Source organism: Paenibacillus allorhizosphaerae, from assembly GCF_042659105.1.
In the GTDB taxonomy this organism is placed as follows: Bacteria; Bacillota; Bacilli; order Paenibacillales; family NBRC-103111; genus Paenibacillus_G; species Paenibacillus_G allorhizosphaerae.
Window position 1 is genome coordinate 48,999 of record NZ_JBHSRV010000021.1, and the last position, 15,391, is coordinate 64,389.

The 15,391-nt window shown below is 52.8% G+C and carries 16 protein-coding genes and 1 rRNA gene; all 17 read left to right on the top strand.

What is annotated here, in order from left to right; genetic code table 11:
* The first annotated feature begins 5 nt into the window (after window positions 1-5).
* Window positions 6-1,619, top strand: coding sequence for an L-aspartate oxidase (gene nadB / locus ACFQI7_RS34010; protein ID WP_218102592.1), 1,614 nt, complete (start codon window positions 6-8; stop codon window positions 1,617-1,619).
* A complete protein-coding gene (gene nadC, locus ACFQI7_RS34015; protein WP_218102593.1) occupies window positions 1,612-2,487 on the top strand; it encodes a carboxylating nicotinate-nucleotide diphosphorylase in 876 nt (291 codons plus the stop codon). Before nadB ends, nadC begins: the two co-directional genes overlap by 8 nt.
* Window positions 2,487-3,251, top strand: coding sequence for a type III pantothenate kinase (locus ACFQI7_RS34020; RefSeq protein ID WP_218102594.1), 765 nt, complete (start codon window positions 2,487-2,489; stop codon window positions 3,249-3,251). The genes nadC and ACFQI7_RS34020 overlap by 1 nt, the downstream gene beginning before the upstream one ends.
* Before the next feature lie 47 nt (window positions 3,252-3,298).
* Window positions 3,299-4,171, top strand: a complete 873-nt coding sequence (gene hslO, locus ACFQI7_RS34025; RefSeq protein ID WP_218102595.1) for an Hsp33 family molecular chaperone HslO — start codon at window positions 3,299-3,301, stop codon at window positions 4,169-4,171.
* Between the two features lie 32 nt (window positions 4,172-4,203).
* The gene (locus ACFQI7_RS34030) at window positions 4,204-5,145 is read left to right on the top strand and encodes a peptidyl-prolyl cis-trans isomerase (protein ID WP_218102596.1); all 942 of its coding nucleotides are present in this window, start codon (window positions 4,204-4,206) and stop codon (window positions 5,143-5,145) included.
* Window positions 5,146-5,256: 111 nt separating this feature from the next.
* Complete coding sequence (gene cysK, locus ACFQI7_RS34035) at window positions 5,257-6,195, top strand: cysteine synthase A (RefSeq protein ID WP_218102597.1); 939 nt, start codon at window positions 5,257-5,259, stop codon at window positions 6,193-6,195.
* A gap of 113 nt (window positions 6,196-6,308) precedes the next feature.
* The gene (locus ACFQI7_RS34040) at window positions 6,309-7,892 is read left to right on the top strand and encodes an anthranilate synthase component I family protein (RefSeq protein WP_377518360.1); all 1,584 of its coding nucleotides are present in this window, start codon (window positions 6,309-6,311) and stop codon (window positions 7,890-7,892) included.
* Window positions 7,889-8,470 (top strand): aminodeoxychorismate/anthranilate synthase component II, encoded by a 582-nt coding sequence (gene pabA, locus ACFQI7_RS34045; RefSeq protein WP_218102599.1) that lies wholly within the window; start codon window positions 7,889-7,891, stop codon window positions 8,468-8,470. Before ACFQI7_RS34040 ends, pabA begins: the two co-directional genes overlap by 4 nt.
* Window positions 8,467-9,360 carry an aminodeoxychorismate lyase gene (gene pabC / locus ACFQI7_RS34050; protein ID WP_218102600.1) on the top strand — a complete coding sequence of 298 codons (894 nt, stop codon included), beginning with the start codon at window positions 8,467-8,469 and terminating at the stop codon, window positions 9,358-9,360. Before pabA ends, pabC begins: the two co-directional genes overlap by 4 nt.
* Window positions 9,361-9,372: 12 nt before the next feature.
* Window positions 9,373-10,203, top strand: a complete 831-nt coding sequence (folP, locus tag ACFQI7_RS34055) for a dihydropteroate synthase (RefSeq protein WP_218102601.1) — start codon at window positions 9,373-9,375, stop codon at window positions 10,201-10,203.
* A 51-nt stretch (window positions 10,204-10,254) separates the two neighbouring features.
* Window positions 10,255-10,617: a dihydroneopterin aldolase gene (gene folB, locus ACFQI7_RS34060; RefSeq protein WP_218102602.1), complete on the top strand. Its 363-nt coding sequence runs from the start codon at window positions 10,255-10,257 to the stop codon at window positions 10,615-10,617.
* A gap of 5 nt (window positions 10,618-10,622) precedes the next feature.
* The gene (gene folK, locus ACFQI7_RS34065) at window positions 10,623-11,141 is read left to right on the top strand and encodes a 2-amino-4-hydroxy-6-hydroxymethyldihydropteridine diphosphokinase (protein WP_218102611.1); all 519 of its coding nucleotides are present in this window, start codon (window positions 10,623-10,625) and stop codon (window positions 11,139-11,141) included.
* Entirely contained in the window at window positions 11,138-11,341 is a 204-nt protein-coding gene (locus ACFQI7_RS34070) for a helix-turn-helix domain-containing protein (protein WP_218102610.1), read from the top strand. Before folK ends, ACFQI7_RS34070 begins: the two co-directional genes overlap by 4 nt.
* Window positions 11,342-11,370: 29 nt before the next feature.
* Window positions 11,371-12,381 (top strand): tRNA dihydrouridine synthase DusB, encoded by a 1,011-nt coding sequence (dusB, locus tag ACFQI7_RS34075; RefSeq protein WP_218102603.1) that lies wholly within the window; start codon window positions 11,371-11,373, stop codon window positions 12,379-12,381.
* Between the two features lie 195 nt (window positions 12,382-12,576).
* On the top strand, window positions 12,577-13,053 hold the full coding sequence (gene greA, locus ACFQI7_RS34080; protein ID WP_218095646.1) for a transcription elongation factor GreA: 477 nt from the start codon (window positions 12,577-12,579) through the stop codon (window positions 13,051-13,053).
* Between the two features lie 271 nt (window positions 13,054-13,324).
* On the top strand, window positions 13,325-14,821 hold the full coding sequence (lysS, locus tag ACFQI7_RS34085; protein ID WP_218102604.1) for a lysine--tRNA ligase: 1,497 nt from the start codon (window positions 13,325-13,327) through the stop codon (window positions 14,819-14,821).
* A gap of 445 nt (window positions 14,822-15,266) precedes the next feature.
* A 16S ribosomal RNA gene (locus ACFQI7_RS34090) occupies window positions 15,267-15,391 on the top strand; the annotation flags it as partial.

Below are 15,391 nucleotides of genomic sequence, written 5' to 3' on the forward strand. Positions count from 1 at the left end.
GACTTATGATTCCTCGTTATTTAGTCGATTTGGATCTGCAAAGCTTGCCGCAAGTACATACCGACGTCATCGTGATCGGTGCCGGCATCGCCGGTCTTTTTACCGCATTGAAGGCGGCGGAGAACCACAAGGTGCTCATGGTGACCAAGAAGTCGCTGCTCGACAGCAATACGCGTTACGCCCAGGGCGGGATTGCCGCTGTTATTTCCGATGAGGATTCGCCGGATTACCATCGGCAGGATACGCTCATTGCAGGCGCGGGGCTCTGTTCTTCCGACGCTGTCGATGTGCTTGTCCACGAAGGGCCGGCCGGTGTCAACGATTTGATTCGTATGGGTACGGAATTCGACATGGAAGACGGACATTATGCTCTGACCAAAGAAGGTGCTCACAGCCAGCGACGTATCTTGCACGCGCAGGGCGATGCGACCGGGGCGGAAATTGTCCGGGCGTTATCGGAAAAAACGAAGCAAGATGAGAATATCGAAGTATGGGACGATCATTTCGTGATCGATCTGATTACGGAAGACGGCGAGTGTTTCGGTGCCCTGGTACAGAAGCCGGACGGACACAAAATATTCGTGCGCGCCAACGCGACAATCCTTTGCAGCGGCGGCGCAGGACAGCTGTACCGTTATACGACGAATCCGGAAATCGCTACCGCGGACGGCATATCGATCGCTTACCGTGCCGGAGCGAATATACGCGATGTCGAATTCATTCAATTCCATCCGACATCGCTATGTTATCCGGGCGCGCCTCGGTTTCTCATCTCTGAAGCGGTTCGCGGAGAAGGCGCGGTTCTGCGAAATATTAACGGGGAACGCTTCATGGAGAAATATCACCCGCAGCTGGAGCTCGCTCCGAGGGATGTCGTAGCGCGAGCGATTGTGAATGAAATGGAAACGACCAAATCGACATTCGTCTATATCGATTTTACGCATGAATCGGAAGAGGCCACCAAACACCGGTTCCCCACAATATACGAGTTTTGCCTCACTTATGGGCTTGATCTTTCGTCAGATTGGATCCCGGTCGCCCCTGCCGCGCATTATATGATGGGCGGGGTCGAAACCGATCTGTATGGGGAAACCTCCGTCAAACGTCTTTTCGCATGCGGGGAAGTTTCGTCTACGGGCGTTCACGGCGCGAACCGGCTTGCCAGTAATTCGCTGTCGGAAGCGATTGTCTTCGGCCGCCGGATCGTCCAGCGCATTGAAGGCTTGTCTCCGGTGGAACGGACGCCGGTGATCCGCGAGCAGCTTGGCCGCAACGGCAACGCCATCCAGCCTGTCGTGGAAAAGAAGCTGAAGCTGCAAAAGGTGATGCTGCGCTATGTAGGTTTGAAGCGCGATGCCCGGGGACTGGAGAAAGGCTACGAGGAACTAAGGCGGCACATAACCATTTACGACAGTCACTTATCCAAGAGAGAAGAATATGAGTTTGCCAACCTGCTGATTTGCGCTTTGTTAACGACCCAAGCCGCTTTGGCCCGGCAGGAAAGCCGCGGCGGACATTATCGGGTAGATTTTCCGGAGAAAGACGATTTGACTTGGCGAAAGCATATCATCTTTAACCGGGTAAACGGGATAACGGAAGGAAGGATCGACGATGTTTGAGCTGAACCGGTCCCTGCTGGAACCGAATCTGCGCCTTTGGCTGGAAGAAGATATCGGCATGGGAGACGTAACCACCATGACTACCATCCCTTTAGACGGACAGTCCAAAGGGATCATCCATATGAAGGATACGGGGATTGTTGCCGGGCTGTCCGTGGCGGAAGCAGTATTTGCCTTGGTGGACCCGCAGCTTTGCTTTGAAGCGAAAGCAGTCGACGGCGAACGCGTCGGTTATGGAAAGGTCATCGCGGAGGTGAGCGGCAGCACGCGGAGCATTTTACTCGGAGAACGGCTTGCACTGAATCTGCTGCAGCGGATGTCGGGCATTGCGACCCGTACAAGGCAATTCGTCGATCAGCTGGACGGGCTCCCCACGCGTCTGGTCGATACACGGAAAACAACGCCGGGGCACCGGATGCTTGAAAAATACGCCGTTCGCGTTGGGGGCGGCCATAATCACCGGTTCGGCTTGTACGATGCCGCCATGATCAAGGATAACCACATAAAAGGCGCCGGCGGCATCGCCAAAGCGATTGCCGCGGCCCGCTCGCAAATTCCGCACACGATGAAAATCGAAGTGGAAGTGGAGAGCTTCGAACAGCTGGAAGAAGCGCTTGCCGCGAAGCCCGACATTATTATGCTGGACAACATGACGCCCGACCGGATGAAGCAAGCGGTACAGCGCATGAAACAACAGGCGCCGCATATCATTGTAGAAGCGTCCGGCAGCGTGTCTCTGGAGACGGTGAGGGGCATTGCGGAAACGGGGGTCGACGTCATCTCGGTCGGCCGGCTGACTTATTCCGTGCAGTCGCTGGATATTAGTCTGGATTTGAACGAGCAAAAGGGACAAAGGGAGGCCCGTTAATGATTTTGGTCGTGGACGTGGGGAACACGAATATCGTACTTGGTATTTACGAGGGCAAAGAGCTGCTGCACCATTGGCGGCTCAGCACCAACCGGTCGGCGACGGCAGACGAATACGGCATGACGATGTACAATTTGTTCCATCATGCGGGCATCGCATTACATCAGGTGGAAGGGGTCATTATTTCTTCCGTCGTTCCTCCTTTGATGTTTGTGCTCGAGACTTTGTGTTTAAAATACTTAAAGAAGAATCCGCTCATTGTTGGACCGGGAATCAAGACCGGGCTCAACATCCGCTACGAAAATCCCAGGGAAGTCGGCGCGGATCGGATCGTAAATAGTGTGGCGGCGATTGAACTGTACGGCGCGCCGTGCATTGTCGTCGACTTCGGCACCGCTACGACGTTCGATTACATCGATGAAAATGCGCAGTATATCGGCGGAGCGGTCGCCCCGGGCATCGGCATTTCCACCGAGGCGCTCTATCAGCGCGCGGCGAAGCTGCCCCGCATTGAGCTCGTCAAGCCCAAGAGCGTGGTCGGGCGCAATACGATCGCATCGATGCAGGCGGGCATCATCTACGGTTTTGCCGGGCAAGTCGACGGCATTGTGGAACGAATTCGCCAGGAATTCCGCTCGGAACCGAAAGTCGTCGCTACCGGCGGCCTCGCGGAACTGATTATTGCCGAGTCCCGAACGATACAGCTTGTTAACCCGCTGCTCACCCTGCAAGGCTTGCAACTGATTTATGAGCGCAACATTTAACGGTATATGGCATCCAGTTTTTAGAACAAAAGAAGGAGTCTTTTCCCATGCAGGATTATTTGATTCGCGCGACGGCTTATGGCGGGAAAGTTCGCGCCTTTGCGGTGCTGACGACTTCCATCGTCGAGGAAATGAGAAGGCGCCACCAGACCACACCTGTGGCTACGGCGGCGCTGGGACGGACGGCTACGGCCGGCGTCATGATGGGGGCGATGCTGAAGGGTGAGGAGAAGCTTACCCTTCAGGTGAAGGGCGGCGGTCCCATCGGGCAAATCGTTGTCGATGCCGACGCCCAAGGGGACGTACGCGGCTATGTGGACAATCCGGGGGTCGATCTGCCGCTCAATGCGATCGGCAAGCTCGATGTAGCGGGCGCGGTCGGTACGGACGGGTTTATGTACGTGATTAAGGATCTGGGGCTAAAGGAGCCGTATCGTGGAAGCGTTCCGATCATTTCGGGCGAACTCGGCGAAGATTTTACTTACTATTTTGCCAAGTCGGAGCAGACGCCTTCCGCAGTAGCGCTGGGCGTGCTCGTCGATGTCGACTATACGGTCAAAACGGCAGGTGGTTTTATTATCCAGCTGTTGCCTGGACTGACCGACGAAGAGATTGCGCAGATCGAGAAGGAGCTCGGATTGCTTCCGCCGATCACTTCGCTGCTGGACCGGGGGGAGAAGCTGGAAGATATTCTCACCGCTTTTCTGCCCGATGTGGAGGTGCTCGAGCGCCGGGAGGACATTCGGTTTCAATGCAAATGTTCTCGGGAGCGGGTAGAGCAAACCTTGATCTCATTAGGACGGGATGAAATGGAGCATATACTGGAAGAAGACGGGCAGGCGGAAGTGGTGTGCCATTTTTGCAATGAAGCGTACCGTTTCAATGGGGAAGATTTAAAGGGAATTATTAGGCAGTTATAAGGATGAGAGTGATCGTACGAGGGGATTAGGAGATGCGAAACGTCAAGGTATTATGGGGCACTATCGCGGTATTGTTGATAGCTGTGATCTCCCTTTCCTCCGTACTGACAGCCAATTCCTTGAAGCAATCCAATGTCGGGATGACCCCGGATCAAACGAAACAGGACGACAGAGCGCGGCCCATAGCAACCGTAGGAGACAAAACCATTACCGTTCGTATGTTGGAAGAGCAGCTGATGAGCAAGTATGGCCGGGAACTGCTGAATCAAATCATTGATCATGAAGTCATTCGCATGGAAGGCAAAGCGCAGGGGATTAGCGTGGACGATAGCGAGGTCCAGCAGGAAATCAAGCGGATGCAGCAAGGATACGACAGTGAAGAGCAATTTTTTAAAGCAATGAAGGAGCAGCTTGGCTTCACGCCGGAAGCGCTGAAGAAAGATATATATTATAAGCTGCTGTCGGAAAAAATCGCCATGCAGGGGATTCGGATTACCGACGAACAGGTAGAAGCGTACATCAAGGCGCATGCGGATGAATTCAAAACGCCGGCGCAGTTAAAGCTTGCGCAGATCGTTACGGCGAATAAAGATCAGGCGAACCGGGCGCTGAACGATTTGGCCAAAGGCAGCGATTTTGCTCAAGTTGCCAAAGAACGGTCGCTCGACGATGCAACGCGGGAAAACGGCGGCGATCTCGGGTGGCTCGAGGAGGATGATCCGTTCATTCCCGCCGCGGTGATGAAGTCCGCCAAGCAGCTGAAGCCAGGGCAAACGTCAGCCCCGATCGAGGTGGACGGCGCATTCGTCGTGCTGAAGCTGAAAGAACGGAAAGAGGCGCTAAAAACGGGAAGCGACAACGCAATCAAGGAGCAGGTTCGCAAAGAAATGGCGCTCCGTGAAGCGCCGTCCATCAAAGAAATCATAAAAAAGCTGCGTGAAAAATGGAAGGTAACGATTCTCCAGTCATTATAGGATGCAATTGGTAAATACGTATTGACAACATGGATACGTGTTGATAAGATAAGTAATATAATACCTACCAAAATACTCGGATATTATTTAATAAGGAGAGGGAAAACGGATATGGCCAGATTAGTGCAAAGCGTTACGCAATTGATTGGGGATACACCGCTTGTTAAATTAAACCGGGTTGTTCCGGAAGGCAGTGCAGAAGTATACGTGAAGCTGGAGTTCCAGAATCCCGGCGCCAGCGTAAAAGACCGCATTGCGATCTCCATGATCGAAGTTGCCGAGCAGGAAGGCCGCATTAAACCGGGGGATACGATTGTGGAGCCGACCAGCGGAAACACGGGGATCGGGCTTGCGATGGTCGCCGCGGCGAAAGGCTATAAAGCAATTCTGGTTATGCCGGAAACGATGTCCATCGAACGCCGCAATCTGCTTCGCGCATATGGGGCCGAGCTGGTGTTGACGCCTGGAGCGGAAGGAATGAAGGGCGCCATTAAGCGGGCGGAAGAAATTGTTGCAGCCAATCCGGGCTACTACATGCCGCAGCAGTTCAAAAATCAGGCGAACGTGAAAATTCACCGTGAAACGACCGGGCCGGAAATCGTCGAAGCGATTAAAGGGTACGACGGCAAGCTCGATGCGTTCGTTGCAGGGATCGGTACGGGCGGAACGATCACAGGTGCCGGCAGCGTGCTGAAGGAAAACTTCCCGAACATCAAGATTTACGCGGTGGAGCCAAAAGCTTCTCCGGTATTGTCCGGAGGCCAACCGGGTCCTCACAAAATTCAAGGCATTGGCGCAGGATTCGTGCCTGACATCTTGAACACGAACGTGTATGATGAAGTGATTCCGGTAGAGAACGATGAAGCGTTCGAAACGTCCCGTCGCGTAGCGAAAGAGGAAGGGATCCTCGGCGGAATTTCCTCCGGTGCAGCGATTTTCGCCGCTTTGAAGGTGGCCAAAGAATTAGGAGCCGGCAAACGCGTCGTAGCGGTTGTTCCAAGCAACGGCGAACGTTATCTCTCTACACCGCTTTATCAGTTTGAAGACTAATCAGGCAACCGCCCCCTTCGATACTTGAAGGGGTTTTTCTTTTTTTTAGCCTCCGGTTATATGAAGCTATCTCCTTTTCATCGTGTGCATTTTCAAGTATACTAATTCCATCTATGGAAGAACGGAAAGGGGGCCGTAGCGTGATTCTCACCTCATTAGAGCAGTGGTTGCGTTGGGCAGGTGAATTCACCGCGCTCCCTTATATCGTAAGCTGGCCTCTCGAAGAGGATCGGCCGCTCACATGGGAACTAGCTTGGCGGCAGTCGGCTCCGGAATCGTTCGTGCTGGAGAGCGGCAAAGGCGGGCGCTATACGTTCATTGGACTGGCACCGGTTTCGACGATCCGGGGTACTGTGGAGCAAGCGGTGGTTACCAATCGCGGCGTAGAGCGGGAGCAATGGACCGGGAAGCCGCTTCAGCTGGTCAAACGTTGGATGGAGCCTTACCGCTCGCCGAAGGTAGACGGGGCTCCGAAGTGGATTGGCGGCTGCATCGGTTTTTGGGGATACGACGTTATTCGCTCCATTGAGCGCATCCCGGTCCGGGCTAAGGCGGATTTGACCGTTCCCGATTACGCGTTTATGCGTATAGAGGAGCTGTGGATTATCGATCACGCTGAGAAAACATTGTACTGCGCGGTTCATTCGGTAATAGCGCAAGATTCAACCCCAGCTTCGCTAAAGACAAAGTATGAGGAAGCGGCGGCGGCGGCTGACCGAATGAAGGCCGTGTGGGATCGCATTGTCTCTGTAGGGACAGAGGAGCTGACGATACGTAGGCTGGAACGAATGCAAGCAGCGATTCGCGAAGACCGGCTGGAGATTGACGTTGATGCGATCGAAGGCATTGCCGCCGATTTTGAAAAAGAACAATATATAGAAGCGGTCCGGAAAATTCAAAGCTACATCGGGGCCGGTGACGTGTTCCAGGTCAATCTTTCGGTCAGGCAGCATAAGTCGCTGAAGGAGTCGCCGGAAGTCATTTACGAATGGCTGCGTCTGGTGAACCCTTCTCCGTACATGGGATTGCTGCGGTTCGCCGATTTTCAGCTCGTATCCGGTTCGCCTGAGCTGCTTGTGCAAGTGGAGAAAGACGAAGTGCGAACTCGGCCGATCGCCGGAACGCGGCCTCGCGGAGCGAATGCGGAAGAAGACCGGCGTCTGGCCAGCGAGCTGATTGCACACGAGAAGGAACGGGCGGAGCATATTATGCTTGTCGATTTGGAACGCAACGATCTGGGACGAATTTCAACTTACGGCACCGTGAGAGTCAGAGATTTCATGGTCATCGAATATTACTCTCACGTGATGCACATCGTATCTCAAGTCGATGGAAAACTGGCCGAGGGCCGGGACGCATTCGATGTCATCGCCGCGACATTCCCCGGCGGCACGATCACCGGCGCTCCCAAAATCAGAACGATGGAAATCATCGAAGAGCTGGAGCCGGTCCGGCGCGGTCCGTACACCGGTTCCATCGGTTGGATCGATTATAATGGAGATATGGAATTTAACATTATTATTCGGACGCTAGTCGTTTCGGACGGCATCGGGTATGTGCAGGCCGGAGCGGGAATCGTGATCGATTCCGTGCCGGAAAAAGAATACACGGAGTCGATCAACAAAGCGAAGGCGATGTGGAAGGCAATTCAATACAGCGAACAGAGCGGTGCGGCCGCAGGAGGTAGAAGCATATGATTCTGGTCATTGATAATTACGATTCGTTTACGTACAATCTCGTACAGTATTTGGGAGAGCTCGGGGAACAGATTGAAGTACGGCGCAACGACGAGATCGATCTCGTCGGAATTGAGGCGCTCAAACCGGACCATATCCTCATTTCGCCAGGCCCTTGCACGCCGAATGAGGCCGGCATCAGCCTCGCGCTGATCGAGCATTTCAAAGGCAAAATTCCGATTCTGGGCGTATGCTTGGGCCATCAATCGATCGGACAAGTTTTTGGCGGTGACGTGATTCGCGCCGAGAGGCTGATGCATGGCAAAACGTCGGACATTTTCCATGACGGCAAAACGGTATTCAAAGACTTGCCGTCACCGTTCACAGCGACGCGATATCACTCCTTGATCGTGAAGCGGGAAACGCTGCCCGATTGCCTGGAGATTAGCGCCGAGACAGCGGAGGGCGAGATTATGGGACTTCGCCACAAGCATTACCCGATCGAAGGCGTACAGTTCCATCCGGAATCGATCATTACGGACCACGGTCACCAGATGCTGCGCAATTTTTTACGTGAAACGGTTGTGGGCAAAGCGTGAACATTGTGCTAAATGGCAGCATGATCGACGAGAAGAAGGCCGTGGTCTCCGTATACGACCACGGTTTTCTTTATGGGATGGGGCTTTTTGAAACATTCCGCACCTACGTCGGGCAGCCTTTTCTGCTGGATGCCCACTTGAAGCGAATGACAGAGGGATGCCGGGAACTTGATATCGACTTTACGCCGGATCCTGACAAACTGGCGGCCGAAGTCTCTATGCTCCTGGAAGCGAACGCGCTGCCGGACGGTTACTTCCGGTATACGGTGACGGCCGGGACGGACATACTCGGGCTTCCGTCTGCAAGCTACGAGCGACCGACGGAGGTGCTGTACGTAAAACCGCTTCCTCACGGCGGCGCCGCCCAAGCTCCGACTGGGAAAGCAATGCAGAGGCTGAAGCTGCGCCGCAATACGCCGGAAGGCGTGGTTCGTCACAAATCGCTGCATTACATGAACAACATTTTGGCGAAAAAAGAATTGAATCGCTACCCTTGGGCGGAAGGGGCAGAAGGTTTATTTTTGGACTCGCGAGGTTATGTATGTGAAGGGATTGTCAGCAACCTGTTTTTTGTCCGAGAAGGCTTACTTCTGACGCCTTCCGTCGAAACCGGATTGCTGCCCGGCATAACGCGCCGATTTGTCATGGAGCAAGCAGAACTGCTCGGAGTACGGGTTCGGGAAGGTTTGTATACCTGGGAAGAGCTGCTTGCGGCGGAAGAAATATTCGTGACCAACTCGATCCAGGAAATGGTTCCCGTCACGCGACTGTATGACGAGCAAGGGATAAGTCATTCGATCGGAAACGGCTCCGTCGGACCGCTCACCGAACGGCTGCTGCGGCATTATCGGAATATGGCCATGCAGCGGAAAGGCGTGGATATCGAATAGGGAGGGATTTGAATGAGCAACCAGGCAACGATCATCTGTCCGCATGGGAAATTGGATTATAGCGAGCGTACGCTGATTATGGGCATCTTGAACGTCACCCCCGATTCGTTCTCGGACGGGGGGAAGTACATCGACCCGGAGCTCGCCGTCGAGCGCGCGAAGCAACTAATCGAAGACGGCGCCGACCTGCTGGACATTGGCGGGGAGTCGACTCGTCCCGGATTCGCTCCGGTAACGCTTGAGGAAGAGCTGAGCCGCGTCATTCCGGCCATCCGGGCGATCCGAGCTGCGGGTCTTACGATTCCGATCTCCGTGGACACCTATAAGGCGGAGACGGGAAGGCAGGCGCTCGAAGCGGGTGCAGATCTGCTCAACGATATTTGGGGTCTGCAGCGGGATCCTTTCATGGGGGAGGTTGCTGCGACATACGGCTGCCCGATCGTCCTTATGCATAATCGGAACGAAGCCGTGTATGCTAACTTTATCCATGACGTGGTGGACGACTTGCGAGAAACCGTACGGCGTGCATTGGCGGCGGGCATTCGGGAAGAGCAGATTATTCTCGACCCGGGAATCGGCTTTGCCAAATCGTATGAGCAAAATTTGCAGCTGATGAATCATTTGGATCGGATTGTGGAGCTCGGTTACCCGGTACTGCTCGGTACGTCAAGAAAAAGCATGATTCAGCGTACGCTGCAGCTGCCTGCGAATGATGCGATCGAAGGAACGGCGGCTACGGTCGCACTTGGAATCGCGCAAGGCTGTCAAATCGTTAGAGTTCATGATGTGAAAGAAATGAAACGGGTGGCGCGCATGACCGATGCGATAAGGAACGCTCAATAAGAGGTTCGATAAGAAGCATACCGGCGCGAAACGAAGGAGGCCTCAAAAGTCATGGATAAAATAATCATGAAAGGCATGGCCTTTTACGGCAATCATGGCGTATTTCCTGCGGAGAATCAGCTCGGGCAGCGCTTTTATGTCGATGTGGAGCTGTACATGCCGCTCGATCATGCGGGGCAGTCTGACAACCTCGAACATACCGTCAATTATGCGGAAGTGCATGAGGTGATCAAGCGGATCGTAGAACTGCAAACCTTCAAGCTGATTGAAGCGCTGGCGGAGCATATTGCATCTGAGGTGCTCCGAACTTATACTAGTATAAATGAAATTACCGTGCGCGTGCTTAAGCCGCATCCCCCGGTGGCGATTCATTTCGACGGGGTCACGGTTGAAATTCATAGAAAGCGGGCATGATTGTCATGGACGTTGGGGAATCGCAGTCGGGCCGGCAAACGGAACGGGCATACATTGGTTTGGGCTCGAATATAGGCGACCGGGAGCATTATTTGCATGAGGCGGCTCGGCTGCTCGAGGAGCACCCGGAAGTGCGCGTTACGGGGAAGTCTGGATGGTACGAGACGGATCCAGTCGGCTTTGTGGAGCAGGATCCTTTTTTGAATATGGTCATTCGAGTTGAAACGACATTGACGGCGGAGCGGCTTTTCGAGCGAATGCTGCAAGTCGAACAGTTGCTGGGACGCAAACGCGAAATTCGCTGGGGTCCGCGGACGATTGACCTCGACCTGTTGTTGTACGGTGATGTAGTGCAAGACCGCCCGGACCTCATTTTACCTCATCCCCGCATGCTAGAACGGGCCTTCGTGCTCGTGCCTTTAATTGAAGTCATGCAGCCGCATGAACCGGAGAGGGTAGTGCAGTTGAACCGGCAGCTAGAACGGGTGGAAGGAAAGGAAGGCGTTAGATTGTGGACAAAATGAGTGCTGTAGCTCAGCGCATCCGGGCTTTTCGAAAGCTCAAAGGGTATACGCAGAACGAATTGGCGGAGAAGCTGGACATTTCGATTTCCGTGCTTGGCTCCATTGAACGGGGTACGCGGAAGCCGGATCCGAAAATTATTCGTAAAATATCGGAAGTGCTGGGCGTTGCGCCGGAAGAACTGCTCTCCGCATCCAGATAAAACGTTCTTAATGGAAGGAGGAATAATTGATGCTGCAAATCGGAAATGTAACTGCGCCCAATAAAGTGGTGTTGGCACCGATGGCGGGCGTATGCAACCCCGCCTTTCGATTAATCGCCAAGGAATTCGGCTGCGGGCTCGTATGTGCCGAGATGGTTAGCGATAAAGCCATATTGCACGGGAATCATCGCACGATGGAAATGCTGTTTGTGGATGAACGGGAGAAACCGCTAAGCCTGCAAATTTTCGGAGGCGATACCGAGTCTCTGCTGGAAGCTGCAAAATATGTCGATCAACATACGAACGCGGATATTATCGATATCAATATGGGATGTCCCGTACCGAAAATTACGAAGTGCGACGCGGGCGCTCGCTGGCTGCTCGATCCAGGCAAAATCGAACAAATGGTGTCTACCGTCAGCAAAGCCGTCAGCAAACCGTTGACGGTAAAAATGCGTATCGGCTGGGACGACGATCATATATATGCCGTGCAAAACGCGAAAGCTGTCGAGAATGGCGGCGGCGCTGCCGTCTCCGTGCATGGACGCACCCGAGTCCAAATGTATACAGGCCATGCGAACTGGGACATCATTAAAGAGGTTAAGCAGTCCGTATCCATTCCGGTCATTGGCAACGGCGATGTGTTTACGCCGGAAGACGCTCAGCGTATGCTTGATCATACCGGGGTAGACGGGGTTATGATCGGCCGTGCCGCGTTAGGGAATCCTTGGATGCTGTACCGGACGATTCAATATCTCACAAAAGGGGAGCTTCCTGCAGAACCGGCTCCGGAGGAGAAAATCCGTATCGCTATTCTGCATTTGGACCGGTTAACGGCACTGAAAGGCGAAGCTGTCGCAGTGAAAGAAATGCGCAAGCATTTGGCGTGGTACTTGAAGGGTCTCCACGGCGCTGCTCGCATTAAAGACGCGATTATGGAGCAAACGAAGCGGGATGCGCTCGTTCAATTGCTGGATGATTTTATCGCATCTACCGTTAGCCGTGAAACAGGAGCCGAAGCATCTGCTATCGTGCATTAAAAACTTGCCTATAGGCAGCGGCACTTGGCTTACATTGACATTTTAATTGGCTTGAAATATAATCAGTCAATAGTAAATTGAGGTCCGGGCATGGTCATTTAGCCTTGGTACGTTCATATATTGGTAATCAAGTGAATTCATAATCGATTCAGCTCGAACTATGAAAATCCTTCACATGATGGGAGATCGGTCGCAATGAGCGAAAAAGAAGTTATTCTCACCCAGGAAGGCTTAAAGAAGCTCGAAGAAGAGCTTGAACATTTGAAATCGGTTAAACGCCGCGAAGTGGCGGAACGGATTAAAGTGGCTATCGGCTACGGCGATATTAGCGAAAACTCGGAATACGAGGACGCTAAGAACGAACAAGCATTTAACGAAGGCCGGATCATTACGCTGGAGAAAATGCTTCGGAACGCCCGCATCATCAGCAATGACGAAGTGGATACGGATACCGTTAGCGTTGGTTCCATCGTTACGTTAAAGGACCTGGAGTTCGGGGACATCGTGGAATATTCCATCGTAGGTACTGCGGAGTCCGACCCGTTCCAAAATAAAATTTCCAACGAAAGTCCGGTCGGCAAAGCCATCTTGGGCAAACGCAAAGGCGCGACCGTTGATGTGAACGTACCGGCGGGCGTCATTCAATATGAGATTATCGATATCAAGAAGTAGTACGCGAGAAAAGCTTCCTTGGGAAGCTTTTTTGCTAAGCAAGCAGCCGCTTTACCGATACGAATATCGCTTCCAATTGAACGGCTCCGATTCAGGAGCTTTTCTTAGGGTCGGCGGAACGATGCATGAGAACTCGAAGTCGGTCGGTATCCGGTTTACGCACATGCGCCGTACCGGGAACGAACGCCTATCTTCTTCGTAGATTACGTTGGAGCCTGTTTGCTTAAGCTTCACATTATGATTATTCCGAACATTTCAAGGAGTTGGAATCATGTCAGTCGAATTGGAATTAAACGAACTGCTGCAAATCCGCAGAGCGAAATTGGACGAGTTGCGCAGTCTGGGCATCGATCCTTTCGGGCAAAAGTTCGAAAGAACGCACCGCGCGGCGGAGATAGCCCAAGCTTATGAGGAGAAATCCAAGGAAGAGCTGGAAGCGCAGAACGCAGAAGTTAGCATCGCCGGGCGTATTATGCAAAAACGGGAAATGGGGAAAGCGGGCTTTGCCCACCTGCAGGACATCACGGGTAAAATTCAAATTTACGTTCGTGCGGACGCCGTGGGAGAAACCCCATATAAAGCGTATGACCTGCTGGATATCGGCGACTTGATCGGCATTCGCGGAACCGTGTTCAAGACGAAGACGGGAGAGCTTTCGGTGAAAGCGAAATCCGTTGAGGTGTTGTCCAAATCGCTGCTCCCGCTGCCGGAAAAATATCACGGGCTGAAAGACGTGGAGCTGCGTTACCGCCAGCGTTACGTCGATTTGATCATGAACCAGGATGTACAGCAAACGTTTATTACCCGTTCCAAAATTATTCAATCGATGCGGCGTTATCTCGATTCGCGCGGTTATTTGGAAGTTGAAACGCCTACGCTGCATGCCATTGCCGGAGGCGCGGCTGCGCGTCCGTTCATTACGCATCACAATGCGCTCGATATGCAGCTGTATATGCGGATTGCAATTGAGCTTCATTTGAAACGGTTAATTGTCGGCGGAATGGAAAAAGTGTACGAAATTGGCCGCGTTTATCGCAACGAAGGGATTTCTACACGCCACAATCCGGAGTTTACGATGATTGAGCTGTATGAAGCTTATGCCGATTACAAAGACATCATGAAACTTACGGAAGAAATGATTGCGCATATCGCTAAAGAAGTGCTCGGCACGACGACGATTACGTATCAGGGGCAGCAGATCGATCTCGCTCCGCCGTGGCGCCGTGTATCCATGGTCGATGCGATTAAGGAAGTCGTAGGGGTAGACTTTAGCGTGCAAATGAGCGATGAAGAAGCGCATCGACTGGCAAAAGAGCATAAGGTTCCGGTAGAACCTATGATGTCTTTCGGTCATATCGTAAATGCTTTCTTCGAAACGTTCGTGGAACAAACGCTTATTCAGCCTACGTTTATTACGGGACACCCGGTGGCCATTTCGCCGCTTGCGAAAAAAAGTGCGGTGGACGAGCGGTTCACGGATCGATTCGAATTGTTTATCGTGGCGCGCGAGCATGCGAATGCATTCACGGAGTTGAACGACCCGATCGACCAGCGCGAAAGGTTCGAGGCTCAGCTAATCGAGCGTGAACAAGGTAACGACGAGGCACACGAGATGGATGAAGATTTCGTTCGGGCGCTTGAATATGGCATGCCGCCGACCGGCGGACTTGGCATCGGGATCGATCGTTTGGTTATGCTGCTTACCGATGCACCTTCGATTCGGGATGTGCTGTTATTCCCGCTGATGCGGGAGCGTCAAGGCGAATAGTGTGACAACAATGGCAAGCCGCCGATTGGTGGCTTGCTTTTGATTTGTTTGACGGAACCCGGGAATTAAGGCAACACAAGTGTGAACTCTTCAGGATGCTGTTGAAGATTAGAACAACGGGCATTGCCCAAAAAAATACAGTTGCGTTGGTGGTTCCGTTCGTGCTATATTACCCCTTGTCGCTTTTGCCGCCGATGAGGCAAGTTGAAAATGGATTAAAAAAACACTTGCATCGGACTGGGCGGATGTGATATATTAATCAAGTCGCCGCTGAAACGGTCGACAACAACCGACAGTAAGTTTTGTCGGAAGATGAAATGAATTGCCCTTTGAAAACTGAACAACGAGTGAGTGAATTAGAGAATGAAATTTCTCGCCAGTTTTAAATTTTGAGCTAATCAGCTTACATTATAGCGAACATCGCCTTCGGGTGATGGGAGCAACTTTAATGGAGAGTTTGATCCTGGCTCAGGACGAACGCTGGCGGCGTGCCTAATACATGCAAGTCGAGCGAGGGTCTTCGGACCCTAGCGGCGGACGGGTGAGTAACACGTAGGCAACCTGCCTGTA

Excerpts from the sequence above, each read along its gene's own strand:
- nadB (WP_218102592.1), top strand. The coding sequence starts at position 6 with ATGATTCCTCGTTATTTAGTCGATTTGGATCTGCAAAGCTTGCCGCAA.
- nadC (WP_218102593.1), top strand. The coding sequence starts at position 1,612 with ATGTTTGAGCTGAACCGGTCCCTGCTGGAACCGAATCTGCGCCTTTGG.
- ACFQI7_RS34020 (WP_218102594.1), top strand. The coding sequence starts at position 2,487 with ATGATTTTGGTCGTGGACGTGGGGAACACGAATATCGTACTTGGTATT.
- hslO (WP_218102595.1), top strand. The coding sequence starts at position 3,299 with ATGCAGGATTATTTGATTCGCGCGACGGCTTATGGCGGGAAAGTTCGC.
- ACFQI7_RS34030 (WP_218102596.1), top strand. The coding sequence starts at position 4,204 with ATGCGAAACGTCAAGGTATTATGGGGCACTATCGCGGTATTGTTGATA.
- cysK (WP_218102597.1), top strand. The coding sequence starts at position 5,257 with ATGGCCAGATTAGTGCAAAGCGTTACGCAATTGATTGGGGATACACCG.
- ACFQI7_RS34040 (WP_377518360.1), top strand. The coding sequence starts at position 6,309 with ATGGAAGAACGGAAAGGGGGCCGTAGCGTGATTCTCACCTCATTAGAG.
- pabA (WP_218102599.1), top strand. The coding sequence starts at position 7,889 with ATGATTCTGGTCATTGATAATTACGATTCGTTTACGTACAATCTCGTA.
- folP (WP_218102601.1), top strand. The coding sequence starts at position 9,373 with ATGAGCAACCAGGCAACGATCATCTGTCCGCATGGGAAATTGGATTAT.
- folB (WP_218102602.1), top strand. The coding sequence starts at position 10,255 with ATGGATAAAATAATCATGAAAGGCATGGCCTTTTACGGCAATCATGGC.
- folK (WP_218102611.1), top strand. The coding sequence starts at position 10,623 with ATGGACGTTGGGGAATCGCAGTCGGGCCGGCAAACGGAACGGGCATAC.
- ACFQI7_RS34070 (WP_218102610.1), top strand. The coding sequence starts at position 11,138 with ATGAGTGCTGTAGCTCAGCGCATCCGGGCTTTTCGAAAGCTCAAAGGG.
- dusB (WP_218102603.1), top strand. The coding sequence starts at position 11,371 with ATGCTGCAAATCGGAAATGTAACTGCGCCCAATAAAGTGGTGTTGGCA.
- greA (WP_218095646.1), top strand. The coding sequence starts at position 12,577 with ATGAGCGAAAAAGAAGTTATTCTCACCCAGGAAGGCTTAAAGAAGCTC.
- lysS (WP_218102604.1), top strand. The coding sequence starts at position 13,325 with ATGTCAGTCGAATTGGAATTAAACGAACTGCTGCAAATCCGCAGAGCG.